The 26,360-nt window shown below is 41.1% G+C and carries 21 protein-coding genes; 7 read left to right on the forward strand and 14 right to left on the reverse strand.

Annotated elements, in window-relative coordinates; all coding sequences use genetic code 11:
- Positions 1–19: 19 nt before the first annotated feature.
- From EHS13_RS21100 to EHS13_RS21125, 6 genes are all read right to left on the reverse strand, one after another.
- Entirely contained in the window at positions 20–1,060 is a 1,041-nt protein-coding gene (locus EHS13_RS21100; RefSeq protein WP_155702286.1) for an S-layer homology domain-containing protein, read from the reverse strand.
- 249 nt (positions 1,061–1,309) lie between these two features.
- Positions 1,310–4,261: a hypothetical protein gene (locus EHS13_RS21105; RefSeq protein ID WP_155702287.1), complete on the reverse strand. Its 2,952-nt coding sequence runs from the start codon at positions 4,259–4,261 to the stop codon at positions 1,310–1,312.
- Positions 4,262–4,386: 125 nt separating this feature from the next.
- Positions 4,387–5,565: an ABC transporter permease gene (locus EHS13_RS21110; protein ID WP_155702288.1), complete on the reverse strand. Its 1,179-nt coding sequence runs from the start codon at positions 5,563–5,565 to the stop codon at positions 4,387–4,389.
- Complete coding sequence (locus EHS13_RS21115) at positions 5,562–6,281, reverse strand: ABC transporter ATP-binding protein (RefSeq protein WP_155705458.1); 720 nt, start codon at positions 6,279–6,281, stop codon at positions 5,562–5,564. Before EHS13_RS21115 ends, EHS13_RS21110 begins: the two co-directional genes overlap by 4 nt.
- Before the next feature lie 28 nt (positions 6,282–6,309).
- Positions 6,310–8,022 (reverse strand): efflux RND transporter periplasmic adaptor subunit, encoded by a 1,713-nt coding sequence (locus EHS13_RS21120; RefSeq protein ID WP_155702289.1) that lies wholly within the window; start codon positions 8,020–8,022, stop codon positions 6,310–6,312.
- A gap of 416 nt (positions 8,023–8,438) precedes the next feature.
- Positions 8,439–8,774, reverse strand: a complete 336-nt coding sequence (locus tag EHS13_RS21125; protein ID WP_155702290.1) for a hypothetical protein — start codon at positions 8,772–8,774, stop codon at positions 8,439–8,441.
- Between the two features lie 168 nt (positions 8,775–8,942).
- Here EHS13_RS21125 and EHS13_RS21130 point away from each other — a divergent pair, with 168 nt between their 5' ends.
- Positions 8,943–9,230, forward strand: a complete 288-nt coding sequence (locus EHS13_RS21130) for a hypothetical protein (RefSeq protein ID WP_155702291.1) — start codon at positions 8,943–8,945, stop codon at positions 9,228–9,230.
- On the opposite strand, the gene EHS13_RS21135 is transcribed toward EHS13_RS21130, so the two are convergent.
- Genes EHS13_RS21135 through EHS13_RS21145 form a run of 3 tightly spaced genes read right to left on the reverse strand, consistent with a single transcriptional unit; the run spans position 9,227 to position 13,681 of the window.
- Positions 9,227–9,427 (reverse strand): hypothetical protein, encoded by a 201-nt coding sequence (locus EHS13_RS21135; RefSeq protein ID WP_227013461.1) that lies wholly within the window; start codon positions 9,425–9,427, stop codon positions 9,227–9,229. The two genes, EHS13_RS21130 and EHS13_RS21135, sit on opposite strands and share 4 nt — an antisense overlap.
- 27 nt (positions 9,428–9,454) lie before the next feature.
- Positions 9,455–10,354, reverse strand: coding sequence for an AraC family transcriptional regulator (locus EHS13_RS21140; RefSeq protein ID WP_155702293.1), 900 nt, complete (start codon positions 10,352–10,354; stop codon positions 9,455–9,457).
- 54 nt (positions 10,355–10,408) lie between these two features.
- Positions 10,409–13,681, reverse strand: coding sequence for an S-layer homology domain-containing protein (locus EHS13_RS21145; RefSeq protein WP_155702294.1), 3,273 nt, complete (start codon positions 13,679–13,681; stop codon positions 10,409–10,411).
- Between the two features lie 284 nt (positions 13,682–13,965).
- Between EHS13_RS21145 and EHS13_RS21150 the strand changes: the two genes are divergently transcribed.
- Both EHS13_RS21150 and EHS13_RS21155 read left to right on the forward strand, forming a co-directional pair.
- Positions 13,966–15,003, forward strand: coding sequence for a Gfo/Idh/MocA family protein (locus EHS13_RS21150; RefSeq protein ID WP_155702295.1), 1,038 nt, complete (start codon positions 13,966–13,968; stop codon positions 15,001–15,003).
- Positions 15,004–15,016: 13 nt separating this feature from the next.
- Entirely contained in the window at positions 15,017–15,694 is a 678-nt protein-coding gene (locus EHS13_RS21155; RefSeq protein WP_155702296.1) for a ThuA domain-containing protein, read from the forward strand.
- Positions 15,695–15,751: 57 nt separating this feature from the next.
- Here the strand turns inward: EHS13_RS21155 and EHS13_RS21160 are convergent, their stop codons facing one another.
- On the reverse strand, positions 15,752–17,728 hold the full coding sequence (locus EHS13_RS21160) for an alpha-amylase family protein (protein ID WP_155702297.1): 1,977 nt from the start codon (positions 17,726–17,728) through the stop codon (positions 15,752–15,754).
- 160 nt (positions 17,729–17,888) lie between these two features.
- Here EHS13_RS21160 and EHS13_RS21165 point away from each other — a divergent pair, with 160 nt between their 5' ends.
- Positions 17,889–18,761, forward strand: a complete 873-nt coding sequence (locus tag EHS13_RS21165) for a helix-turn-helix domain-containing protein (RefSeq protein WP_155702298.1) — start codon at positions 17,889–17,891, stop codon at positions 18,759–18,761.
- 11 nt (positions 18,762–18,772) lie between these two features.
- Here EHS13_RS21165 and EHS13_RS21170 read toward each other — a convergent pair whose 3' ends face one another.
- On the reverse strand, positions 18,773–20,437 hold the full coding sequence (locus tag EHS13_RS21170; RefSeq protein WP_162463185.1) for an MFS transporter: 1,665 nt from the start codon (positions 20,435–20,437) through the stop codon (positions 18,773–18,775).
- Between the two features lie 156 nt (positions 20,438–20,593).
- On the opposite strand from EHS13_RS21170, the gene EHS13_RS21175 reads away from it, so the two are divergent.
- A complete protein-coding gene (locus EHS13_RS21175; RefSeq protein WP_155702300.1) occupies positions 20,594–21,184 on the forward strand; it encodes a TetR/AcrR family transcriptional regulator in 591 nt (196 codons plus the stop codon).
- 19 nt (positions 21,185–21,203) lie between these two features.
- Positions 21,204–21,731, forward strand: coding sequence for an ankyrin repeat domain-containing protein (locus EHS13_RS21180; RefSeq protein ID WP_155702301.1), 528 nt, complete (start codon positions 21,204–21,206; stop codon positions 21,729–21,731).
- A gap of 61 nt (positions 21,732–21,792) precedes the next feature.
- Here EHS13_RS21180 and EHS13_RS21185 read toward each other — a convergent pair whose 3' ends face one another.
- Positions 21,793–22,659 carry a phytanoyl-CoA dioxygenase family protein gene (locus tag EHS13_RS21185; protein WP_155702302.1) on the reverse strand — a complete coding sequence of 289 codons (867 nt, stop codon included), beginning with the start codon at positions 22,657–22,659 and terminating at the stop codon, positions 21,793–21,795.
- Between the two features lie 172 nt (positions 22,660–22,831).
- Between EHS13_RS21185 and EHS13_RS21190 the strand changes: the two genes are divergently transcribed.
- A complete protein-coding gene (locus EHS13_RS21190) occupies positions 22,832–23,689 on the forward strand; it encodes a helix-turn-helix domain-containing protein (RefSeq protein WP_155702303.1) in 858 nt (285 codons plus the stop codon).
- Between the two features lie 5 nt (positions 23,690–23,694).
- Here EHS13_RS21190 and EHS13_RS21195 read toward each other — a convergent pair whose 3' ends face one another.
- Positions 23,695–25,467: an ATP-binding cassette domain-containing protein gene (locus tag EHS13_RS21195; RefSeq protein ID WP_155702304.1), complete on the reverse strand. Its 1,773-nt coding sequence runs from the start codon at positions 25,465–25,467 to the stop codon at positions 23,695–23,697.
- Positions 25,457–26,302, reverse strand: coding sequence for an ATP-binding cassette domain-containing protein (locus EHS13_RS21200; protein ID WP_162463186.1), 846 nt, complete (start codon positions 26,300–26,302; stop codon positions 25,457–25,459). The genes EHS13_RS21195 and EHS13_RS21200 overlap by 11 nt, the downstream gene beginning before the upstream one ends.
- Between the last annotated feature and the right edge of the window lie 58 nt (positions 26,303–26,360).

Below are 26,360 nucleotides of genomic sequence, written 5' to 3' on the forward strand. Positions count from 1 at the left end.
TATTTCACTCTCCTAATTATTAATTAATCGCATACCAGAACTCTACGTTATCCTTCACATCAGGGGAAGGTGCAATAAGAATTTCTATTTTCCCAACCGTGACTGTTGCTTTCTCCCCTATGTTCATCGCGCTTTTAACTTTTGCTGCAAAATCCTCTTTAATTTCGAGACCTTGTGCTTTGAGCAGCTCTACCGCTAACGAGATACTCGTACTGCTGCCGTCGCCAAACAATTGTGTAATCGAAACCTGTCCCTTAATATTAGCTGGTTTAAAGATTACTGAATCGAACTTATTGCCATCCTTGGCTATCCCGATGTGATCCGCTGTTGCTGTCACATTAAATCCGGGGTAATTTTTAATTATTGCTTGTAATTTGGTATAAGCAGTGGCAATCGCTGGTGGTAAATTTGTCGGATCAAACGGTAATGCTGGCAGCAAGCTAGCAGCTGAAGCTTCCTGAGGACGCGGCAATAGCTTCGACATCCCTTGATCTAATAAATTCTTAATGAAGGTAACTGCCTCTGCACGAGTTAAATTATCTGTCCCCATATAGCCGCTAATAGTCGGGCTTACTTTACCATTCGAAAGCTTTTTGCCTAAAATATATTGAATAGCATTATTCCCAGTAAAATTAACTCCGTTAGCGCCTGTAATGATTTCAGCAACCTGTAGACGGTTTATATAGGCAGTTCTGAGGTTTTTATCTATTGCCCCTTTAATAGGAAAGTTGAACTCACTCAAGTAATTATAGGTAGGTTCTGGCCATGCCAATTTACTAGACTGTGCATCGAAGCCAAATGCGTTAGCAAACATAGTAAGGAATTCAGCTTCTTTTACCTTTAGATCCGGTTTAAAGGTTCCATCTGGGTAGCCGTTAACAATTTTCTTCTCTGTTGCCCATGCTATGGTAGCTTTGGCCCAATGACTTTTGGCATCGGAAAAAACCGCAGCATCCGCCTTTACAGTGGTATCCGCAGCTGATATATGACTTTCAACAATTCCAGATGATAATGTAATTAGCAGCACTAATGAAAGATTGATCTTTTTTAATGCATTCATTCTTGTAACTCCTCTGCAAAATAAATTATGTATTTAACCTTCTCTTATATTTTTCGGTAACTCTACTATATATCATTAGTAAAAAATCATTTATAAGTCTTTCTAACCATATATAGAAGCTATCCAAAAAGCCACTTCTTGACTTAAGGATAGCTTCAATTATATAGTTAGTCAATTTTTACATGTCATATTTCGACTATTTTCACGAAAAATTTACTTGTTTGGAGTTTATATTGCATGAATATCGCTTTAAAAGTCAGTAGAAATCGAACCTAGCAAACGGGTTCCGCCCTCAAATTTCTCATAAACTTTGAGATGCTTAGGGGATTGCGCAAAGGTTAATGGGTCTGTGACATCTGAGTAAGTAAAAGTTAATGTCTGTTTCCCTGTCACCCAAGCCGCTGTTCCTTCTAATGCTTCCTCCCATGATTTAACTTCTACGCCATTATCATCGGTTAATTTATAGACCAAGCTGCGATTTGTGGCCGTTCCAGCTGCGCTAAGTGCTTTAGCGATCGTGTAATCAAAGCTGAACTCATAACCGGCGACTCCAGAGTTGGATACAAGAGTTAGCTCCGGATTCTGCGCCGATATCGTATACGGGTATACTGCTACACTATTCAACGCCCCCCCACTTACAAGCGTGCTGGGTGTAAAGGCATATTGCTGTGGAGAAGCAAAGGCATCTGCATTGATTTTCTGCCCAAAAATAAACTGTTGATTATCCGCAGCAAGTCCAGTCGGTAATAGTGTCCATAATGTCGTTAACGCTAAACCTTCCTTGCTTAATGCCGTTGTATTAGCTGAATCATCTGTTGTTTTTAATGGAAGAACCGAGCCATCCACACCTGATAAATATCCTGTGTAAGGCACTATACTACCATTACGGGCTTCTTTATTGGTTTGTAGAATCCGAACAGCCAGCATTTTCTGATTGTTAATATCGTAGATTTGGCTGTCCACTACTTCAGCGATTGAAGCTCTTCCAGGCGTATCTAAGGTCCAGGGAATATTCAAGTTAGCCGAGCTTATAACAGATGTGCTCGCCGTATAAGGGATTTCCGTCCATTCATGGGTTGCAGACCATGTCTGAGCTTGGCTATTCCATGTACCGTCACCTAAGTAAATATAACCATCTACTATAGCTGAGGTATATGGGATTTTCGCATAAATGTAAATGGTGGTTTTCTGGTTAGGATATAAGTAAGGCGAGCTTTGAATTTGGATAACCTTGCCCTGTGCATCAAGATCACCGAGCATATATCCTCCATAAAGGGATGTATCCATGGGGCTTGGCAGAGTTATCGTCTTGGTATCCACGTTTTGGATTTCCAATTCACTAACTAGCACATCGTTTGAGCCATTACTAGCCAGTCTATAAGCTGATTTAAGCGATACAGCAAGCTTGCCGATCGTTGTAGCTACAGAGCTATTGGATTTAGTATTGGCGAATGAGCTCGTTAAATCTAATGTATCCAATACTTTATCCGCGGCTGTTGTTGAGGTGCTTGTTGTGTCAACAGCAGCTGCTGGATTTGAATTGCTTGCTGCTGCTTTTTTAACCAGCTGTAAGCTGTAGAGCTTGCTCTTATCTTCAACACCAATAGCGGCTTGTAGAGTAAACTCACTGCTCTGATGCGGCAGGATCAATTGACCACCTCCTCTTAATACTGTAGTCGGATAAGTCAGATTGGCGCTATCCAGTAAGGTGAAAGCTAATGCTGTTGGCAGCTTTAAAGTGCTGGCATTCTGATTCTTAGCAATGACATCGATATTGATCAAGGCTTTGCCATCCACCGTTGTATTGTAGCTGCGAATCACCTGAAAAGAGAACATCGAATACTTACTTAATGAAGCATCAAAATCTTTCATATCCAAACCGGTTGTTTCGGAAAAGCCAGAATCTGCGAGGAGTGAATAGCTTGCTGGTAAATGGACAAGATTGATTGGTTTAATTGTACCCGACTGAGCCTTCTCCATAACAACAAGCTCAATGGTACTTGTATCAGTAGCTTTGGGAAAATTAGCTGTAAAATGATACGTTTCGCTTTCTCCAGCAGCTAAAGTCAACGGATGTACTTCTGCATCTACTGCAGGAGTATCTATTGTTGCGTCTCCTACTTGATATTTTGCGGAAAGCTTAGGTAGAGTCAGTGACGTTAGTCCTTCGTTTTTCAAGGTATAATCTACCGCAATTTCATTGCTGTAAGGCAAGTAGGTATACTCCGTTCGATTAGCGACCATGCTCGATGCTTGAGTCGTCGTTTTCGTAATATAGAGCAAACTGCTGCCTACTTGTGAATTAATATAAGAATCGTCAACGGATAAACTGGCCAATAAGCTTGTTGTTATTGTTGTCGATGAGACTGATTTTTTCGTCAGCTCTAAGCTCAGCTTACCCGTCGTATCCACCGCAGCTAGAGATACTTGTGTCGTTAGCACTCCAAGCTGCTTGGACTGAATCGTTTGATTTGCCCCAGATAGGATGGAAATTGGGGTCGTCTGTGCTGCAGCATCTCGTAAATTAAAAAGCAAATTAGCCGGTAATTGAATAGCTTTGGCACTTAAATTCTCGATTAGAAAATCTGAATATAAATACCAAATGTTATTCTTAAGCACCTTGTAGCTTCTGACTAATTCAAAAGAGGCGGAGGAGCTAGCCGGCAAGGCTGCATTTACGTTTGCTAAATTAATTATTGCCTTTGTGGTACTGCTCGCCACCTTAGTCGTGGTTGCCTCCGATGCATCTAAGCTGCCTAGATTACGCATATAGGTTGCTGAGGTATCATCCCATGCGAAAATATTAATGCTGAATTGTCCGATGGTCATGTTACTAGGAACCTGCGCGGTATATTTATAGCCTTGTGTTTGCTTCGTCAGGACACGAGCCGAAGCTTTCTCAATCAGCTGCGCAGAATACTTATTACCTGCCTTATCCATCACACGGATGCCATATTGATTTAAATCCACAGCTGCTGAGCTTTGGTTGATCAAATTTAGCGTAAAGCTTAATGTTTGAGTTGTTGTGCCAGCGGTCAATAAGGCATTATCCAGGGTAAAATAAACCGAAGCATTCGCGTAAACGCCTTGTTTGGCTGCCTCTACACCAGTTGTCAAAATGGATGCTGCAATTAAGAGGAGTGCTGAGGCCAATAAAGTAAATTTTCTAATTAAGCTTTTCTGAATGTGGGCATATTTCAATTGAATCAACCTCCAATGGTTTAAGCTATCAAGGATAAACGGTTACGCCGTATTTCAGAATGAAAACGGTGGGTTTGTCCGGAAATATAAGATCAGTATAATGTGAAACTTATATTTTTTATATTTTAATCAAATCGTAAAGCATCAATCGGCCGTAATCGCGAAGCTTTATTAGCCGGATATAAGCCAAATACAATCCCAACTAATACAGAGAATATAAAAGCATAAACACTTATATCCAAAGAGATACTGGTTGTTTGGGATGGGGAGAAGTGCGGCCACGCTAGAGCAAATCCGATTCCAACCAATAAACCAATCAACCCGCCAAGGCCGCTTATAACCGTAGCTTCCACAAGAAATTGGAATAAAATATTTCGTCGTTTGGCACCAATTGATTTTCGAATGCCAATTTCCCTTGTACGTTCACTTACCGTCACCATCATGATGTTCATAATCCCAATGCCACCTACTAAAAGTGAAATACAGGCTACGGCAACCAGCTGATTGGTTAAAGTACTCGTTGCTGCTGTTTTTGCAGTTAGCAGTTCATCCTGATTTGTTAAAGTAAATGCCGTAGTGCTTTTAAACTTGTAAGTTAAATAAGAAGTCATCGTTTCCTGGGCTTTATAAATGTCTTCCTTGGTTGGAGCTTCTATATATGTAGTGCGGATGAAACCAAGCTTAAATGCTCGTCTAGCCGTTTCAAGCGGGACAATTACGGTACTATCGACAGAGGTTCCTGTTAGATTAGAGCCCTTGGCGTTCAACACTCCTATTACCGTAAAAACTACACCATTAACATTCAATTCTTCGCCAACAGGATCAAGTAAGCCAAAAAACTTCTTCGCTACCTCACTTCCCAGCACAACTACATTATTACGGAATTCCAAATCCACTTCGGAAAGGAAACGTCCTTTGGCGATCGTTGATTTCGTAATTTCCATATAGCGATCATTAGTGCCGATTAAAGAATAGCTGGCTTGGGTGCGATCATATTTAAGATTCGTATTCGCTTGGGTTACAGTTGGCGCTATTGTTGAAAACTCAGGAAAGCCTTCAAATTTCATGAGCTCATCATAATCCAATGAGGTTCCGCGCCCGCTTCCATTCGCACTAACAACAAGTAAATTGGTGCCTAAATCCTCATATTGTTTGGCTATTTGTTGCGAAGTCCCATTCCCGAGCGCCACCAAGGTTACAACAGAGCCTACCCCAATAATGACGCCAAGCATCGTTAACATCGTACGCATCGGATTAGCTACAACTGTCCGCAACGCCATGAAAATTAGCTCAATTATCTTCATACCACAACCCCCATTTGCAGTTCAGCACGCAACGGTACTTTACGCACATCTGTGAGGATCTCTCCATCCCTTAGGGTAACGACGCGATTAGCATGCTCGGCAATATGCGAATCATGAGTAATTAAAACAATCGTGTTGCCTTGGGCATTCAGCTTGAGGATAAGCTCCAATACTTCCTCGCCTGTTTTCGAATCCAAGGCTCCAGTTGGTTCATCTGCCAACAGCAAGGAAGGCGATAAGGCAAGCGCACGAGCGATGGCAACACGCTGCTGTTGGCCTCCGGACAGCTCGCTTGGTTTATGATGGCCACGTTCAGCCATTCCCAGAAGCTGGAGCATATCTAATGCTTTCGCTCTTCTCGCCTTACTCCCAATTCCTGCATAAATCATGGGCAGCTCGACGTTTTCAATCGCTGTCAGCCGCGGAAGCAAATTAAACTGTTGAAAAATAAAGCCAATCTTCTGATTACGCAAAGTAGCTAGCTCGTTATCCGAAAGCTTTTCCGTTGAAACCTGATCCAAGGTATATTTACCCGTAGTTGGTGCATCGAGCAAACCAATCATATTCATTAAAGTTGATTTACCCGAACCGCTTGGACCAACGATAGCAACAAAGTCGCCGATAGCTACGTTTAGTGAGATGCTTTTGAGAATTTGCAATTCCTCTGCGCCGCGGTGATAAATCTTCGTAATTTCTTCCAGTCGAATCATATCCATCTGGTTCTCACCTCTCTTTGTTCCTTCATTAATCTCTCGCTGGAGGTGCTCCCCCGAAGTCACCGCCTCCGCCTCCAAAGCCGCCGCCACCTGTTGTACCGCCTGCTCCGCCCGCTCCACCCGCTCCTCCGCCAGCACCATTTGTGCCTTGGAATTGCTTTCTTAGAGCGTCAATTTCGGTTTGTGTTAAGGTTTGGCCTCGAGCTCGTGTGGCCGTCGTAACAACTTTATCTCCTTCTTTTATACCATCTGTAATTTCAACCATCGTTTTACTGCGAATCCCGATGGTCACTTCCTTGGACTCATTGACTCCAGCCGCATTTTTAACTGTGACATAACGTTTCCCTTGCTTGGACTGCAGGGCTTCAATAGGAACCATAAGAATGTCTTTTTTATCCTGAATGAGAATTTCTGCTGTTGCGGTCATGCCGTATTTTAGAAGCGAGTCTGTATTGGGAACGGATAATACCACCGTATAGAACGTGACTCCATTGGTAGTTGTTCCTACCGTTGAAATTTGATTGACCTCGCCAGTGAACGTTTTATTAGTAATCGAATCTACCTTCACGTTAGCTTGCATCTTATCTTTAATGTTGGGCAAGTCCAGCTCATCCACCTGGAGCGATAGCTGCATGCTGTCAAGACTGGAAACAGCGCCGAATTGAGTCGCATTGATTATTGTTGCACCCACCGGATAGCTGCTCAAAACATTCGTTTTCTGATTAACAAAATCAGTTGAAAACACGCCATCAAACGGTGCTACCACCTTCAATGTTTTGATTTTATCCTTCATATCACTCACACTAACCATTTGCTGGGCAATGGCTTCTTTTTTCATTAACATATCGTCACTTAAGCTTTCACTTGCAACCGAATTGATAATATCGCCTTGATTGACGCTATCTCCCGTTTTAAAAGCAAGCTCTTGGATAGTTCCTGACGTATTCGCTAGGACCGTTGAAGTTTTAATATATGCCAGAATCCCTTGCTCTTGAGAGACGCTAGTATTTCCTGCTAAAACTACACTGCCTGTTACCTTAAGACCTGCATCTAATGTATTATCATTCGTAATGCTGATCTCCATATCGATTATTTTCGCTCCAGTTGCGTTAGCTCTTGGTGTCTTTGCGATCTTAGCAATCGTGCCTGTTTTACTTAACATATAGCCTTCAATCGTTAAATCTATGGAGTCTCCTAACTTAAGCTGAACAGCATCCTCTAATAGAAAAGGCAAAGTAGTCGTCAATGTGGAAGGATCGGAGATCGTAGCAATTTTCGTTGTTTTCTGAACCTGTGAGGCTACCTCAATATTGTTCGCATAAGTCACCCGACCGGAAATAGGGGCTTTTGTGTTCAAATTAGCTTGCTGCTGAGCTAGATCCGAGTAATCCTTCTGCAGTTGAGTTAAAGTCAGATTAGCCTTCTGTAGCTGAAGATCATAATCGGGATTCGTAATTTCAAAAAGCAAATCTCCCTTCTTAACAGCCAGGTTACGCGTCAAATTCATCGTTTTAATTGTTCCATCCGAGGTTGCTGCAATCGTCTGCATATTCTTTGCCTCGAATTGTGAAGTACCTGATACGGAGGATTTAATTTCACCCTTCGTCACTGCTACTGTCGTTTCCGTTGCAGTTGTTGCGCTTTTAGCCGTATTATCTTTCATAAAATAATAGTAGCTGCCTCCTGAAAGTGCCAATACCACTACAATCAACAAAATCATTTTACTCTTTAGCCATCTCATACAATTGCCTCCTAATAATGTCGATTGTCTATACGAGCATTTCTCCTTATGCTCGTTTGATTCAATAGGCTTATTATGGAGCGCTTAGCTGAGATGAATTTGAGCGTTAGCTGAATGTTTGCTGAATGTGGGTGGAGGGCAAAAAAAGTGCTGGTCTAATTGACCAACACTTGTACATTAGTATTTTCAAAAGTGATATTTATCACTGCCTCAGACCTTTTCCTCAGGTATATTCTAATTAACGAGGAAGTTATTTTATTAAACAGAGGTGATTCATATGAAAACAGAGGACAATGAAACCGGGGATTTGTTAACCATTTTTGGGCTTATGGCAATTATGTTAACCGTCTTAATATCTATCGTTGTAACTGGTTATATGACAACTCACTAAATGAAATAAACACCGGTTAAGGTGCTTATTTCGCGATGGTCCATTTAAATTTTTTGAGAAACACTTCAATTATGGATTCACTTAGATCCCCTTTTTCTTCCAAGGGTTCCGTGCTGTTTAGATCCTCTGTATAACTTAATTGAGAGTTTGTAATTTCTTTTTCTGTAATCAAAACTTCTTTATTTGCAATCGAGATCGTCCAAGACCGCTCTTCTCCATCATTGAAAACCATGCTTGTAGCAAAATTATAAGGATGGACCTCCAGCGATTTTAATAATTCCTTCAAAACCTCATTAATCTCTTCTTGCCTTGCAATATAGGCATCAAATCTACTTTTAATTTCATTTTTCCAATCAGACATTGCGTGTAACACCTCCTGCAAAAAGTATTCGACAGCAGTAAACATTTTACCTTCTCAAATCATGTTAAATTGATTCATGTTTTCGATTTTGTGAACCACAACACAGTTTGTTAAATAGGTTTATATTAGAATTAAGAAGCAGCAAACAGATAGAAAGGGTGAAAACGAATGACCAATAATGATATTATCAAAGAATTATATGCCATTAAAGATGATTTGAAAAACACGGAAAAATGCATTGATCTCTTCTATAAAATACAATTAACCTATGGTCCATTAATTGAAGTAATCACCATTATGCGATTTGAGAAGCCTAAGCTTTACACTTATTTGAAATCGAGGTTTGACAAGAATCCAAGGTTTAATTTGTTATTTGAACTGGCTATTGATCATGAATTTGCAAGAGCTAGCCTAGGGTTTAAGCTGAATTATACAGCCCCCACTTTAGTCTCTTAAATAATAAAGCTTTTAATCCAACGATGAATGCTTTCTAAAGGCTGTTCAAAAGCTTGGTTGCTTTTGGCACGAAATTTCACATTCCAGCATCCAACTCGCTCATCATAGAAAACAAATCCGACATTCCCATCCTTAAACTCAAACATATCCCCGTTCTGAATTACTTTACCCTCTGGATATTTAAGCTCACTTTCCAACCTCATCAGTCCTTTTTTTTAGATTCGCTAAATATTGGGGCTAGTATTCCTAAGCTTCTTATAATACTGCATAGGTGATAGACCTGTCTGTTTTTTGAACAATTTGCTGAAATGATAGGGATCGTTTAAGCCTACTAAATATCCAATTTCACTAAATTTAAGGGTTGTAGCCTGAATCAGCTCTTTAGCATTATTAATTCGAATCATATTCAAATAACGGAATATTGTATAGCCCGTAAGCTTACTGAATATCCGATTAAAGTAGTCAAAATTCAATTCAAATTCCTGTTCAATGAACTCACTAGTAATTTTGTGGCGGTATTCCTGATGAATATAAGTAAGCAGCTGGTGTACTTTATAATAAGACTTTGGGTTATTTAAGCTCTGATTATGCAGCTCCAGCAAAAAATTTTCGCGCGAAGCATTAATCAGCAGCTCAGCAAACTTAAATGCAGCGAGGCTACGGTAATTGTAATCTCGTTTTGTATAAATACCAACGAGTTCATTAAGAATGTGCAGGATGTGCTGGAAGCTATTCTCGTGTGGCAATTGAAATTTCTTTGGTAAATAGCAGATGGCTTGCTCTGTTGGTGCAAGATCGTTATCTCTTAAAAACACGTTTTGCGCGAGCTCTGAAATGTCTACTTCCGATAATTCATTAATCTCAGAATGCTCGAAATGAATATAATAATAATCGCAGCTCATTTTCTGAAAGCCTTCATGCTCTAAAAAAGGCTGCAGCATAAAAAAATCGCCCTTCTTCAATATATGCTTCACTTTGTTCTCGATAAGATGAAGCTCGCCACTTTTAATAAAATATAGCATGAATTCATCAGACGTACGTTTAAAGTGCATCCAGGGGGTTTTATAGGATACATAGCCTACCAGCCTCATTTTAGGCATAATATCTATTGAAATGGCTAACATACAAACCCCCTAGTTGAATGAAAAAAAGCACTTAAAACGATATGCCCAATCCGTTTAGTTAATAAATTTAATATTCTGCAGTAATCTCTTAAGCATGACTCCTGCTTGTGCACGAGTAGCATTGGATTGTGGAGCCAAATTAGTCTCCGTTACCCCTTGGATTAATCCATCCTGTAAGGTAGCTGCTAAGGAGGTCCGCGCCCATGCGCCAACTTTTTCTTGATCTGTATACTTGGTAAGCGCTGAATCTAGATTAGCTGGATTAGAAATATGATCCACTAGCTTCTGTGCACGATAGATCATAGTTGCCATTTGTTCACGGGTAATTGCTGCTAACGGTTTAAAGCTGCCATCCTCATACCCATCAATAAGCCCTTTTGATGAGGCAATTTGGACCTCAGCCGCAAACCAATCAGAGCTTTTAACATCCTTGAATTTGGATTTGGCATTTACAGTGCCTTCGCTTTGTAAGCCAAGTGAGCGAATTAATAAGGCAGCGAATTGGGCTCGACTGATCTCCTGGTCAGGTGCAAAAACAGTATTGCTCACACCATTAATAATTAATTTGGAAGCTAATAATTCCAAATCACTTTTGGCCCAATGCTGTGAAAGATCGGTAAAATGCTTTTCTATAGAAACAAGATTAAAAATACCTCCGTAAGGAACCTTAAGTGTAAAGGTTGTTAGATTGTTATCCGTAGTGGAAGTTGTGGGAACAAAGCCTGTTTTTCCCGATTTCAAGTTAATCCAGACTGCTGTTGCATTAGCTAAGCTCAAACTTTCATCCGTTGTAATCGTAATTGTACTCTCTACATATATTCCCTCGTAGCTTGGAATCTCAACTCCATTGGCGCTTAATGAGAATTGCAGTGAGCTGGGCAAGAGTTGATTGGCTTTCATTGGGCTAATCAGCTTTTTTACTTTACCCTCTTCATCTCCGGTCAGGCTATGAATTTTGAAAGTCAATTTCCCACTTTCTGGGGGAGCGTATTTTTTCAATAAAGAAACAGGTAGTCGTATTGATGATGTTCCAAACTTAATTAGCACACTTAAACCAGGACTGATTGTCGTTATGTCATTAAAAGCTTTTTCAGGAAATTCAATGACAGTCGTATCTTTATAATCTTCAAGTTTGAATGAGATTGCAGCTAAGCTATTGCCATTTGAACTTGCATCATTTATGGATTTGTTCAAAGCCGATGCTTCGATTCGAACCTTTGAAATTAGCTTGCCACCTTCGGCGTCCTCTCTAACTAAGCTTATATCTAGTGGAATTTCACTGGATGTAGAAGCTGAGAATGGCGTTGGTGTTGGGCTGGCTAAATCTGCTAGAGCTAACGTGCTCACATAAACGGATGGTCCTGTAATAGACCATTTTTGTGAGGCATCTCCAGCTTCAACCTTAAAAGTATAGCTCTGCCCAGCTGACAGCTTATCTACGGTGAATGAGGTTACACCGCTTACTGTAGTAAGCAAATTCGAATTTTGATAGATCCGATACCCCGTTACACCTAAATCATCCAATGCTCCAGACCAAGTAAGCAGCACACTAGTTTGGGTTACACCAGAGGGAACAATAGAAGCATTTGCTCCCCAGGTAGGCAAGCTGCTATTCTCCACTGTTACATAAATGTAAGCCGTATACCCTCCATAGGTCACGGTGATGGTTACACTGCCAGGTGATACGCCTGTCACACCATTAGAGCTAACCGAAGCCATAGACGAATTAGAGCTGGAATAGGATGCACTGGTAGTTACATTAGTGCTGGTACCATTGGATTCATGAGCAGTAATAACCATAGAATGGATACTTCCGACGTTTACATTAAATGCACTAATATCTGCGGAAATACTATTAATTAATGAGGTTACGATTACACTGGATGAGGCGGAAAATCCATTATAAGTCGCAGTAATTGTTGCACTACCTGCACTATTGCCATATAAGCTGCCATAGGCATTTATCGTGGCAACTGAAGCTGACGAGGTGGTATAGCTTGCAGAGCTTGTTACATTCTGATAACTTCCATCCGTCATATAAGCATTTAAAGTTATTGTTCGATAGGCATTGGTGTTTATACTGTAAGTGCTGTAGTCAAAAGCTAGTCTAGTTATGGTAAGAGGCGAAGTCACAGTAGCTGCAGCTGTTGCAGTTAAGGAATGGTAAGAAGCTGTGATTGTTGAATTCCCCAAAGTTACCCCTGTCATAACACCACTATTACTAATCGAAACGCTTGCTGGATTTGAACTTGAAAACGTTGCACTCGAAGTCACATCTGTTGTGCTTCCATCGGAATTATTAGCCGTGACTACCAAGGGGCTGGTAGAACCTTGATTGATGCTGTAGCTGGAATTATTAAGCGTAATCGAAGAAATTGTTGGGTTTGGCGTTGGTGTACTTCCACCATCATCATTCGGGCCATAAAGGTTGAATTCCGCAATATTAGGAAAGGCTCCAACAGAACCAATCCCAACAGTTGAGATTCGAAAATATCTTGCAGTTACATTACCGAGATCTATATATCGCGGATTACTAAGCTTGGAATTAGTTGATTGATCGCTGAATGGATACCAATTAATTCCATCCACTGAAAAATCAATTTTGTACTTATATATCTCATTCTTGTTTGTATAAGTGGTTTCTGCTTGCAGCACATTTAAGTTTTGTCCCAAATCAACAACCAACCATTGCGGTAAATTGTTAGAGCTTGGCGCCCAGCTGCTGCTGATTAATCCGTCCACTGCTTTACCTGCATCCCAAGAAGCAGAAAAAACACTTGATGCTGCTGCCGTTTTTCCTTGTGATAATAAATAAAGTGGAGCGGCTGATTGAAAAATATCAAACTGATTAATCACCACAAAGTTGCCCGGTGTTCCAACTCCAGAGACTGTGATTCTCATATATCTAGCCATAACATTACCTGTATCGATATATCTTGGATAGCTAGCTGCCACATTACTGGTTTTATCAACAAAAGAAGTCCAATTAATTCCGTCTAGTGAACTGTCTATTCGATACTGATAGCTGCTTGCAGCGTCGTCAAAGATAGTCTCCGTTCGTTGAACGGTTATGTTCTGGCCAAGATCTACGGTTAGCGATTGTGGAAGTGTAAGACTTCCCGCCGACCATTTGGTATAAATGGAACCATCTACTGCTTTCTCAGCGCTATAAGTAGCACCGGAAACGGTAGACGCGACTACAGATTTCCCAAGTGAGACGGGAATTTCCGCGTATGTATGCTGTAAGAATAAAAACAAAAAACCGAGTAACCCAAGTACGATCAAGGCAGGAAAAATCAACCTTTGTCGAGGGTTGTTCATCATCATAGCCTCCTTTATTAGTTTAATTGATAGCGATTACATATATTTTACCAGATTTACTATGAAATAAATATTGATTTCGGCTTGATTATCACTATAAATAAAATTTTATTTTAACTAGTTGAGATTAAGATAAGACCCTAAGATATTCATCGAAATTTATCGGTCTTTAAAAGTAGCTAATGTACAAAAATAGTCTGATTCGAACATTCCTGATTAATCTATGGCAAAGTATAATAAACATGAAATAGCAGCTGCATTAAGGAGGAGTTAGTATCGGAAAAATTAAAATGGGCGTCATTGGTTTAGCTGGCATTGCTAATTTTCACATTAAAGGTATTCTCGAAAGTCAGGATGCTGAGCTGTGGGCTATTAGTGATGTCAATGAGGTTACATTGAAAATGAAAGCTGAAGAATACCATATACCTGATTCACGCTCTTATACAAATTATAGCGAAATGCTTAAGCATTCGGGTATTGATGCCTTATCGATTTGTACGCCTAACTTCAATCATTTTGAAATTGCCTTTGCAGCCATTGAGCATGGGATTCCATTTGCCGTGGAAAAGCCCGTTGCACTTAATACCCACGAAGCTGATATTCTGAATCGTAGAGTTCAAGAAACCAAGCTTCCGAATATGGTTTGTTTTTCGTATCGCTATAAAGCTGCCGCTAGATATGCTAAGTGGCTTGTTGAACAAGGCTCTTTAGGCAGGATCACACATGTGTACTCGCAATACTTGCAGGGCTGGGCGATAAATGAACAGATTCCCTTAATATGGCGGTTTCAAAAAAGCTTGTCCGGATCTGGCGCTTTAGGAGATTTAGGCTCACATATCCTTGATTTGACACGTTTTCTGGTCGGAGATGCTGAGAAAATATTTTCACATGCAGGCACTCTAGTTAAGGAACGGACTATAATCGACAGCCAAGAACTCGGACAAGTTGATGTCGATGATTTCTGTCATTGGATGGCATTATATGCAGGCAATATCTCCGTAACTGCAGCTATTTCGCGTTTTGCTTATGGAAGAGGGAATTACCAACGAATTGAGATTTTCGGAACTGAAGGCAGCTTGATCTACAACTTGGATGAAGACGACACTTTAGAGGTATGCATGCCTGGTGAAAACGGCCATTCTAACGGTTTCAATAAAGTCGCTATTCCAGATAATTTCAAATCAGATCAAATGCAGTCCTTTTTTGATATTGTGAATGGGAAAAGTGATGGATTATCTGCAACAATGCAGGATGGACTAATCAATCAGAAATCATTGGATGCGATTATTGAATCTTTTACAGCAGGTACTTGGGTTTCACTACAATAGGAGGTTTCACGAAATGACGATTAAAGTTACGGTATGGAATGAATATCGACATGAGAAAACAGATGCGGAAGTAGCAGCCATTTATCCAGATGGCATCCATAATGCCATCGCTAATTATTTGAAAACCGACGAACAATTGCAAGTGAGCACGGCCGTTCTGGATGATCCCGAGCATGGCTTAACCGATGATGTTTTACAGAATACGGATGTATTATTGTGGTGGGGCCATTTGGCGCATGACGAAGTTAGCGATGATATCGTTGAAAAAGTACAGCAGCGCGTTTTAGATGGCATGGGCTTAATCGTGTTGCATTCTGGACATGCCTCAAAAATATTCAAAAAATTGATGGGAACTGCAACAGGCACCTTGAAATGGCGAGATACTGGCGAGATCGAGAAAATCTGGGTTATTGAACAAGGCCATCCTATAGCTCAAGGACTTGGCGAGTATATCGAGATTCCTAAGGAAGAAATGTATGGAGAACGCTTTGAAATACCTGCTCCAGACAAGCTGATCTTCATTAGCTGGTTCGAAGGTGGAGAAGTGTTTAGAAGCGGGTGTTGTTATGAACGTGGTCGTGGTAGAATCTTCTACTTCCGACCGGGTCATGAGACATTCCCCGTTTATCATCAAGCTGAGGTTTTGCAGGTAATTAGCAATGCGACTTTCTGGGCAGCGGCAAGTAAATAATCGAAAATAAAACCGATGTTGATCAAACAACATCGGTTTCTCTCCTTATTCAACTATCTAAACGTCTACTACTACCATCTGGTGACACTCAAAGCTAGGAATCGTATAGCTTAGCCCTTGTTCATTCTGCTCAAAAACCAAATCCACACCTTGAGGAGCCAGATAAACCCGCTTCGCTTTTGAATCCAATCTCAATATGACTTCAATGTTATGCAAAGGAATTAAATCTTCTATTACCTCAATATCTTCACCGCGTTTTACTGGGGAGGCATATAGCACATGATTCACATAACGCTGCTCCTCAGCTTGATATTGCAAGGTTGTAATTCCTTGAGCAGGTAAATTGGTTTGCAGTGTCTTATCCTTCAACAATCGATTCAATGCATATAACACTGTTTCCTTGAGAATAAGACTGCCTTTAGTTGCATAGTCATCGAATATATTCCAAGCGATATAGATCCCTTGCTTACTCTCAACCATCCCAGGTCCTGAACTAATAAATGTATTAGGCGTATGCTGATGAGAGCTGAATGAGAAGGTTTCACGGTTGAAATAAGGATCCTCGCGATGGCCTAATTCCACTCCACCCTCTAAAGCTATCTTTTGCCCTTCACCATAGAAAATAAAAGCCGCGCTGTTCAAGCTCTGCAATTCAAAGTGTGGTTTAAAATAATCCGGTTGATATGGGTTTTTCGAGAGCCATTTCACCCCTAAATCGACTACAAATCGATCGCCTGCTGGATTCAGCCCTGATCTTCCAGTAGCTAGAAGCTTGCCACCCTGAGCTAAAAATCCTTGCAGCTTATCTGCAATCTCATCCGTTATAAGGATATCATCAGGGAGAATAAGCACCTTATACGTATGAAAATCAGCCTCTAAATCGACTACATCAAATAAAATTTTGCCTTCGAGCAGCATTCGCACTGCACCAACGTCCGATTTGCCTACTCTACCAATGCCATGCCCCTCAGGTTCTTCGCCTTTTTTGGCAGCTTCATTAGAAAGTAACGCCACGTCCGCAATATTCTTCACATTCGTACACCAGGCTTCCTTTTGTTCCACTTCCGAATAAGCTGCCCCAATCAAGGCATAAGTCGCTTCGTCCATTCGACCTCTTGGGTGCAGCTGATCACCAATTGAGCACTTAGCTCCATTCGCAATATTTAACGCAACCTCATATCGTAAAGCATTCTTATGCTTATATCCGCCAAACTCGCCCCATGTCGTATGAAACTTGCCCGTCATCCCAAGGAATTCCATCCCCAATGTTTGGGCATAACGCGCTGAGAGCGGAAAATGATCGTAACCCCATCCGCCTGTTGGCAGAGACTCCAATTCCAAATGTGTATTCATCTGCGCCAATTCTCTACGGCCACGATGAATATGTCCACCATTATGGAAGATCGAATAGCCTGGCTTAATGGAGTGAACAACCTCTTTAACTTTAGCTGTATAATTAGCATAGACCTTCTTGCCTAGAGCTTTAACCGCATTCAAATCGTTCGGATCTTGACCATTGCTGCGTAGCTCTGCTATGCAAAACTGACAGTAACAATCGCGTTCACCAACAATATCAAGAAAAATCCCATCGCCATCGTAATTAGTAACGGTCTCTTCTATTTGCTTCAATAACACTGCCAAATAAGGTGTATTGAAACAGAACTCATGATAACCCGGAGTCATAAATCCATTTACCCAGCGCGTTTCGTCTTTCACATTACGCTGCAGCCAATCCGTATGTAATCTAGCCGTTTTCTCATCCAAGCCAGCAGAAATATAAATCGGAACCTTAACATTTATTTCATGGGCAGCTTCAATCATTGCACTCAGCAAATCAAAGCTTAAATTTGGATGTATTTCATTCGCCACAGAGGGATGATAAGCCCAACCATGATGGCATTTCGAGAAAATGGTTATCGAATCAACGTGACCTTGAATCAGATTAGCTTGAAATTGTTCCTTAGAAAAATCCGCACCAATAGCACCAATAAGCTCACTTGTATGAAAATCGAGATGTACCTGTCTAAACCGCATATTTAGAATCTCCTCTACCTTAATTAATAACTACTAAGATAAAGTTACCTGAAATCCCGCCTACTGTATAGCATCCCTCACGATTTTTATAGCATAATTCCGACCAAATGTTAAAATAGAAAGTGAGATTCGTCCAACTACTCTACGAGGAGTTTTTACTATGCTAGCTTTGCAGCTTACAATCCCTCCATTACCTCAGTTCATCACAGTCGGGTATGCCACCTGGCGACCAGGGGAAATTCATTTTAAGCGGAATTTTCAAGTATTCGATGTATTATTCATTCAAAAGGGCACGTTATTTATGACTGAGGAAGATATCTCCTATGAAATTAAAGCTGGGAATATTCTCATTCTTGAAGCAGGAAAAACCCATTGGGGACATCAAAAATGTGTAGAGGATACGGAAATTTATTGGTTGCATTTCATCCATCCTGTACCTACCGTTACTATAGATACTAAGCAAATTACGGGCTCGACAATCATCAAAAAAGGCACAGATTTCGATCTTGCGCCAGCTGAGCAATCTATGTTTCTCCCTAAATTTATCCAAACTGAGCTAAGTTCTTTTATCCCCACCTTGCAAGCGATGGTTGCTCTCCATGAGAAATCCAGTCTATTAGGTGCACTGCCATTGAATTCATTATTGGCCCATTTACTGACCTTGCTGCAGAATACATTGATTGAGAGCTCTGCACCTACTCGATCTTCCCAGCATAGTAAAAAAATCGAAAGCTATTTAAAGGAGCATTTATTGCAATCCCACAGCTCGCAACAAATCGAAGCTGAGCTTGGCTTAAATTTCGATTATTTGGGCCGATGCTTAAAAAAGCACACCGGCATGAGTCCAACTCAGTACCTCCAATATCAACGGGTTGAGAAAGCTAAGTCTCTTCTCCTGTATTCCAATGACACCGTACCTTATATAGCTGAACAGGTAGGCATCATCGATTACAATTATTTCATCCGCCTGTTCCGTAAGCAAACGGGTTTAACGCCCGGTGCCTATAGGCAAAAAAAGCAAAGTTATGTTTAGTAAGTTAAGCATCAGACTATGGCTCTTTTCCTGCGTGCTAGCATTAAAGACAGTGGGAAGATGCCTAAGGTAACAATAGCAAGTGCGTAAAGGCATATCTGAAAAGAATCTGCGTAATTCTCTGCATTAGCCATCTTTAAGCTTTGATTAAACAGGTTTTTGACTTCAGGTGAATCGTAATTCACAGCACAGCTTTTGGGCAAGGATGAAGGATCATTGGCTTGAACATAATCGGAATTATTGAATTGTTGCAGCACTAAGCTGCTCTCATCTGCTTTTACCTGGATCACAGATAAACTTTGCTGCAGCATTGGAGCTATTTTACCATTGACCGCTGCGGTATGACTCCCCATAGAATTAAGCAATAGAACTCCGATTAATACTATACCAAGAGCATAAGAGGTTTGTATTCCTGTGGTTAGGATACCCGAGGCAGAACCAACATCTGTTCCGCGAATTTTCGAGAGCACTGAATTCGTTAAAGGTGCCGCTATCATTCCTTGGCCTACACCCAGTAAGAAGAGTGCTGGAATCCATTCATAGCCTGCAAAATCAATCCCCGTTGCTTTCACAGATAAAGCTAGAGCGATATAACCTGCGAAAGTAAGTATCGATCCAATGGTCAGTGTATAGGCGCCAAATCTGGCAATGGCTTTGGCTGTATATAAGGAAGCAAGAAAGTAACCAATTCCCATCGGAAGTATCACTAGCCCCGCCTTGAGCGCCGCAAAGCCCAGCCCTATTTGCAAAAAGTAAGCCATAATGAGGAAAAAAGCTCCCTGTGCTGAGTACAATAAAATCGCAATTAGCATACCCACTGTAAACAGCTTTTGCTGAAATAACTGCACGTTCATAAAAGGAACCCCGCCCTTTCTAGTTACCCGTTTCTCATACCACACAAAACCAATTAAAACCGGCAATGATAAGATTAAGACTAGATTTAAGCTCAACGGCCAGCCTTCTTTTTGCCCCTGTACAAGCGGATAGATCAGCATCAATAAGCCTCCTGCAACACTAAATGCACCGATCCAATCGAGTTTAGCGTGCTCCGAGCTTTTACTTTCATTTATAAACGGGATCAGCAGCATAATTAGAATGCCAACGGCAACACTAAAGAAGAAAACCATTCTCCATTCCAGTCCCCATGGGTTCCAGCGCATTAAGACGCCGCCAATGACTTGCCCTGTTGTTGCTGCAATACCCTGTGCTGCTCCATACATCCCAAATATGGCTCCACGTTTTTCCGCTGCATAGTTAACTTGGATTAGTGATAATACCTGCGGAGCAATCATCGCTGCACTTAAGCCTTGTAGAATTCGAAAAACAATCAGCATATTAACATCAACAGCAAGTCCACAGATTAACGAAGTAAGCGTAAAACCAGCCATTCCGATGAATAGGATTTTTTTACGTCCGAAGCGATCTCCAAGTCTTCCACCTATTATCAGAGCAACTGCATAGGATAAGGTATAACCTGCTACGACGAATTGCAGGCTGGAGAAGCTCGATTGCAGTCCACGCTGAATCGATGGTGTCGCCACATTAACTATAAAAACATTCACTACAGCCATAAACACAGAAAGCAAAAGTACCGTAAGCAAAATTAGCGAATTCGGACGATCATCAGCTTTTACTGCTTGTTGTTTCAGCATAGTGGAATTGAGGTTAATAGACATGGTATATTCTCCTTCGAAATCGTTTATTTCATTTGACAGCATCAGGTCAATTCCATTATATTGGAGTAGACAGATCTGTCTCATGCATAACCGTATGATACAGACAGATCTGTACCATGTCAACTATTTTTTTTATAATGGGAGTGAATCAACGTTATGGAGAAAAAAGAATCGGCTAAAGACCGGATTTTACAGGTGGCCTCCGAGTTGTTTTATTATGAAGGTATTAGAGCTGTCGGTATTGATCGAATCATTGCTGAATCCGAGGTTGCTAAAGCCAGCTTTTATCGGAACTTTGCAACTAAAGACGATCTGGTTGTTGCCTTTCTAGAGCAGCGCCATGGAAGAAGCTTAGCAAGAGTTGCTGATGCAAAAAACTCTCACCCAAACGATCCAAGTGAACAATTGCGATATTTATTCGGAAGTATGGCAGCACGAATGAAGCAACCCGATTTTCGCGGATGCCCGTTTCTAAATACAGTTGTTGAATTTCCAAATCCAGATCATCCTGGACATATAAAGGCTATATCCTGCAGGCAGGCTCTTTGGGTAGATGTCATTCAAATGGCACGAGATGCTGGAGCTGTAGATCCAGATGAGCTAGCCGCCCAGCTTGAGGTGCTGTATAATGGAGCTGTTATGATGGCTTATGTCCATAAAACCTTTTACAATCCAGATCATTTTTACAAAGCTGTATTATTGTTGATTAAAGACCAAGTGCCTGATTTTGAAATTATAAAATCATAACTTATTGGAGGGATAATCGATGGAACTGCATGAAAAAATCGATGAAGTTTCACAAGCAGCGCAGCTAGGAGATGCTACACGGCTGCGAGAAATTCTAGAAATTCAACCCACCTTGGTCAACACAGAGAATGCAGATGGACTTACCCCATTGGGTTATGCTGCCCATTATGGCCATATCGAAACCGTAAAAGTTTTACTCCAATACGGAGCGGATCCTAATGTGCTCTCTCACTCCACAATTACCTACATCCCTTCAAATACGGCTTTGCATACTGCCATTGCAGGTAAACGCAGTTTAGAAGTGATTCAAATGCTGCTAAACTACAAGGCTTCTCCTGCTATATTGGACAGCAATGGTTATACAAGTCTTCATGTTGCAGCATTTCACGATGATAATGAAACGATCGTCCGCTTATTGCTTGAGCATGGTGCTCCACTTGATGCCAAGACCAACGACGGGAAAACAGCTCTCGTTATTGCAGTGGAGCAATCGAACTTTAACATAGCTAAGCTCCTACAGTTGAACGAAACAGAAAGCTCACTTTAGCAATCAGCACATATAAAAAAGACTAGCTGCCTTAATTAAAGGCGTTGCTAGTCTTTTAAATTTAACCAATATGCTCCGGACGATTAGCTAACCAATCTTCAAGTGTTGCTACTCGTTCTGGGCTTTTGGCGCTGCGAGCCAAGAACCCTGCTCCATGCTGCACCATTGGGTCTTGGTCAGTAGGCTGATACCTTAGATCTACACTCCAACGAACCTCATCGGATTGATTAGGTGTTGACATATGCAAGCAACGGTCATTGAAAAGAATAGCGCTACCGGCAGAAACTGGCATAGCAACCGTTTGTGTTTTACCAAGCTGGCTTTCATGCAGGGCTGTGTAACCCGTTCCGGTTGTTTCCTCTGTATGCCATTTCAATACGCGTTTACGATGGGTTTTTGGTTTAATATGCAAGCAGCCATTTATCTCGTTGGCATCCACCAATGGAATCCAAACCGTAATCACTGGATTGGCATTAGCGTCCGGCCAGTAAGATTTATCCTGGTGCCAAGGCACGGCACCTGCGGCTACTTTAGGTATCTTCGGCCTTGTATTATAAACGGGATTTGAGAAAAGCTCACTGCCGATTAAGGACTCTACTGCATCTAATATTTTTGGATTACTCATTAAGTGATAATAACCCTCGAACCGATCTCTCCAGCTGCGGCCATAGTTTAAGAAATCTTCAGCAGATAAATCCTTAACTAACTCCGCCAACCGTTTATTAAATGGAGAATCCTCTAGTTTATCTGTAATTAAACCATCACGCACCAGCTCGTCAGCTATTAGTGATACTTTATAATTCATTGCCGCTTTGGCAGGGGCTAAATCCATTTCGTTTAATAAATTAGGAATAATTAAATAACCCTCTTCATTATAAAAATCAATCTGCTCTTTGCTCAAACTTCCGATTAAAGTGGATGCCTTCATACTAATCCCTCCAAAATTTCTTTTGATTATAGAATTATTTTAGCACTTGATTGCTATCCCGTATTTAGAAGGATGTTCAGTTATTGATCATTTTCTCCGGTCATTTTTCTTTTGTCTATGTTATTCGTGATATACTAATACTAATAAATAGATTGAGAAAGTAGTGTAAACCATGCTCGCATTGTTAACTATGAATCCCTTTGTCCGAGTTGCTCACTTTTATCAATTTTCCTTTTTTAAAAATGCCAGTGAAAGCAATCGGATAGGTTATTGTTATGCCTTTCATCTGATTGATGCTGGAAAAGGAACAGTAACGATTGCCGATCAATCCTTTCCAGTTAAAAAAGGCGATTTGCTCTATATTCCACCTGAGCTGCCTCATGCATTTTACTCAGATCCTTCCCATCCGCTTGCATCCTACAACATTTATTGTGAGTTATGGTCTGCTGAACCTTTAATAACCAAAATTCATTTGGTTTGGGCTCCTACGCAGTTTGATCCAACCCTGTTGACTATGGTTAAACTTGATACGGAGTTGGAAAAACTGCCTAACTTTATACAGCTGCAACATCATGTTACGATAATTGAGCTTTTCGCTCAGATTGTTCGTCATTATGAGAATCATGAGCATTACGCTTCAGAAATCGCTAACACACTTTTGAAAGCCTTCATCATGCAGCTGGTGCAGCTTAATTCTCAAAGCTCCCATATGGACTATCGGATTAAACCGATTATTGAGCGGATAGATAGGGAAGCTAATTTAGGGTCACACTATGAGGACTGGCTGGAGGAAAGCCGTTTGGGAAAAACACAATTCCATGAATTATTTAAGCTAGCGACTGGCTTGTCACCTAAAGCTTATTGGACTAAGGCTATTATGAAACAAGCTTCTGTGATTTTGTGGGAGAGCAATCAATCGATCACCTCGATTGCCGAGAATTTGGGCTACTCCTCCATCCATCATTTCACCAAGCAGTTCAGTGCTTTTTATGGAGTTTCTCCCTCCGAATTCCGCAAACGCAAACTATAGATTAATTAAGTTAACTTAGCAATTAATATTAAAAAAACTAAAATGGTTATGGCGACTAAAACTAATTTATAATCAGCTTTCTGAAAAACCAAACGAAATACACGCGTCTCTTTACGACCTGCAAGTCCTATACCACGAATAATAAGAATAAGCGATAACAATTCACCTAAGCGGATTAGCGACATTAAATAGGGAATCACTGTCATTCGCAGTCCACGAATTGGAACTCGTCCTGGACGAACCGCATATTTGCCGCGAGCAGCCGCTATACGCGCAAATTTCTCCCACTCATACGTGAGCAAAGGCAGAAATCGGATCATTAATGCAGCAGTTAAAGCAAACTGCTCAATCGGCAAGCGCAAATAACGTAGCCCCTTTAATCCTTGCTCTAGTGCACGTTTTAAATGTAGATGATTAATATTAGAAAGCAGTACAAATCCAATCAGCATAATCATCACCAAACGGCTGAAATGATAAAACGTTGCCACCGCTGGTCTGAATGCAAAGTGTACTTGGGGAGTTATCTGCCACAATAAGCCCGTAACTTCATTAGATTGCGCCACTGACCCAACCATATCTCCAATAATAACACCAGAGAAAATCGCAGCAACTCCTGTAAATATAGCTAATCCGATCGCCGGTCTAGACCAAAGCTTATAAGGTACCTTAGTGAACTGGATAATTCCTAATGTAATTATTGCTGCTATCCCCCACCCGACCCAGTTTGTCTGCCAAAGCAGACCACTCGAAATAAGAATATAGGTTAACCAGATCGCGCGCGGATCAAAGCCCTTCATTGGCGTACTGCGTTTTATTACTTGTCTGAGTGGATTTTCGCTAGTTTCATCCGCTAGATTGTAATTAATCCTTGGCGAACGTTCTTCTGAATCAGGTTTTATTGCTTTTTCTCCGTTTAAATTGCTATTCGAATTTACTAACTGTTTTGCAATTGATTCTGCTGTATGAATTGCATTTGGCCAAGCATTGGGTACATTAAACCCAGCTTCTTGGAGCATTCGTTGTGTTTCCATGGATGCGGGAAGTGCAAGTCCAGAAGCCTCTAAAAGCTCTGGCTGTTTAAGAAGCGCAGAGGGTGATCCACTCCAGATTAATTGCCCAGCTTGGATAAAAACCAAATGATCAGCTGTTTCAATCAAGCCTTCCAAATCATGAGTGACCACTATCGTACCTTTACCAGAGGCCTTTCTCAACTCTAATTGCTGACATAGCTGAGCTACTCCAACCGAATCAACACCCGAAGTTGGCTCGTCGAGCAATAACCATTCAGGTGCAGTTGCTTCTAATAGAGCCAGCGTCAACCGACGCTTCTGACCACCGCTAAGCTTGAATGGATCCTGCTTTAGCCAATCATCAGAACCTTGTTGGGGCAAAAAGGATGCTTCGCTAATACGCTGCTTCTTCTGTACGGTTGTTAGTCGATAGGGGCGCAAGTTATAGTTGAATTCAGCTTCAACCGTTTGAGCGAAAAGCTGCTGCTCAGGATGCTGGAAGCCTGTTCCTAGCAGCAGCATAGCCTGCCGTTGTAATTTCCTGTTTGTTTGCGAGCCTTTCCAAAGAGGCCTAGCTCCGATAAACACATTCCCCTGAACAATTTCACGTAATCCAGACAATGCCTCAAGCAGCATCGTCTTCCCGCTTCCGCTGCGTCCAAGAATTAAAGTCACGGATCCAGCTCGAAATTCGTGATTAACCTCCTGTAACACAAGCTTACCATCCACTTGAATGGAAACATCTACAGCTTTTAAATCACTTGACAAGATAACTCACCGCCTCAACTAATTGCTCACTTGTTAACGGCAAGGTTGGGAGCTGAATGCCCTTTAGCTTTAATTCATGGGCTACTTGAATAGGATATGGAAGTGTAAATCCAAGCTCTTCACAAGGTGTTTTTATAAGCGTTGTATGATTTAAATCAAACGTTGATCCACGATAAAAAAACGCAGTCGTAGAATCGTCATAGCTAATTTTTCCTGACTCTAGAGCAATTACGCGTTCTCCAAAGCTGAGATCTTCTATATGATGAGTCAGCCAAACTACAGCAGTGCCTTGTTGATTTATTGTTTTTGCTGCTGCCAGTACTTGCTGTCGCGACGTCGAATCCAGCATTGAAGTGGCTTCATCAAACACGATAATGGGTGTTCGCGCAGCCAAGCATCCTGCGATTGCAGCTAGCTGTTGCTGCCCGCCAGACATCTCTGCAAACGGCCGATCCTTGAGTAAATCTATACCCACTCTCTCCAAGGCTGATTGAATAATTTCAGGTATAAGCTTCACATCTTCTCCTCTTGACTCAAGCAGGAAAATCATATCCTCCCAAGGCGTTTCACCAAACCATTGCATTTCCTGCTGCATGACATACGGAATTGGCTCGTCACCACTAAAACCTCGTTGGATAATTCCACTAGAAGCTTTGCGCACACCTGTTAATAGTTGAGCCAGAGTGGATTTACCACTCCCGTTCTTGCCAACAATACTGATCCATTCACCTTGTGAAATACACAGACTGATATCCTTAAGCAATGTTAAAGAACCGTTCTCATAAGGGACTTCAACCGTTATATCTATAAGCTGCAAATCTATTTGTAAATTCAAAATAATCGCTCCAGATGCTTTTTTTTATAAATAGAGTATGTTACAATCGTTTAATGTC

The sequence above is a fragment of the Paenibacillus psychroresistens genome (genome assembly GCF_009728935.1).
Taxonomy (GTDB): Bacteria; Bacillota; Bacilli; order Paenibacillales; family NBRC-103111; genus Paenibacillus_AC; species Paenibacillus_AC psychroresistens.

Bases quoted from the DNA above. Each gene is read 5' to 3' on its own strand.
- EHS13_RS21120 (WP_155702289.1), bottom strand. From the start codon at position 8,022: ATGAGATGGCTAAAGAGTAAAATGATTTTGTTGATTGTAGTGGTATTG.
- EHS13_RS21115 (WP_155705458.1), bottom strand. From the start codon at position 6,281: ATGGATATGATTCGACTGGAAGAAATTACGAAGATTTATCACCGCGGC.
- EHS13_RS21175 (WP_155702300.1), top strand. From the start codon at position 20,594: ATGGAGAAAAAAGAATCGGCTAAAGACCGGATTTTACAGGTGGCCTCC.
- EHS13_RS21155 (WP_155702296.1), top strand. From the start codon at position 15,017: ATGACGATTAAAGTTACGGTATGGAATGAATATCGACATGAGAAAACA.
- EHS13_RS21160 (WP_155702297.1), bottom strand. From the start codon at position 17,728: ATGCGGTTTAGACAGGTACATCTCGATTTTCATACAAGTGAGCTTATT.
- EHS13_RS21190 (WP_155702303.1), top strand. From the start codon at position 22,832: ATGCTCGCATTGTTAACTATGAATCCCTTTGTCCGAGTTGCTCACTTT.
- EHS13_RS21170 (WP_162463185.1), bottom strand. From the start codon at position 20,437: ATGTCTATTAACCTCAATTCCACTATGCTGAAACAACAAGCAGTAAAA.
- EHS13_RS21100 (WP_155702286.1), bottom strand. From the start codon at position 1,060: ATGAATGCATTAAAAAAGATCAATCTTTCATTAGTGCTGCTAATTACA.
- EHS13_RS21185 (WP_155702302.1), bottom strand. From the start codon at position 22,659: ATGAAGGCATCCACTTTAATCGGAAGTTTGAGCAAAGAGCAGATTGAT.
- EHS13_RS21145 (WP_155702294.1), bottom strand. From the start codon at position 13,681: ATGATGATGAACAACCCTCGACAAAGGTTGATTTTTCCTGCCTTGATC.
- EHS13_RS21165 (WP_155702298.1), top strand. From the start codon at position 17,889: ATGCTAGCTTTGCAGCTTACAATCCCTCCATTACCTCAGTTCATCACA.
- EHS13_RS21130 (WP_155702291.1), top strand. From the start codon at position 8,943: ATGACCAATAATGATATTATCAAAGAATTATATGCCATTAAAGATGAT.
- EHS13_RS21180 (WP_155702301.1), top strand. From the start codon at position 21,204: ATGGAACTGCATGAAAAAATCGATGAAGTTTCACAAGCAGCGCAGCTA.
- EHS13_RS21150 (WP_155702295.1), top strand. From the start codon at position 13,966: ATGGGCGTCATTGGTTTAGCTGGCATTGCTAATTTTCACATTAAAGGT.
- EHS13_RS21110 (WP_155702288.1), bottom strand. From the start codon at position 5,565: ATGAAGATAATTGAGCTAATTTTCATGGCGTTGCGGACAGTTGTAGCT.
- EHS13_RS21140 (WP_155702293.1), bottom strand. From the start codon at position 10,354: ATGTTAGCCATTTCAATAGATATTATGCCTAAAATGAGGCTGGTAGGC.
- EHS13_RS21125 (WP_155702290.1), bottom strand. From the start codon at position 8,774: ATGTCTGATTGGAAAAATGAAATTAAAAGTAGATTTGATGCCTATATT.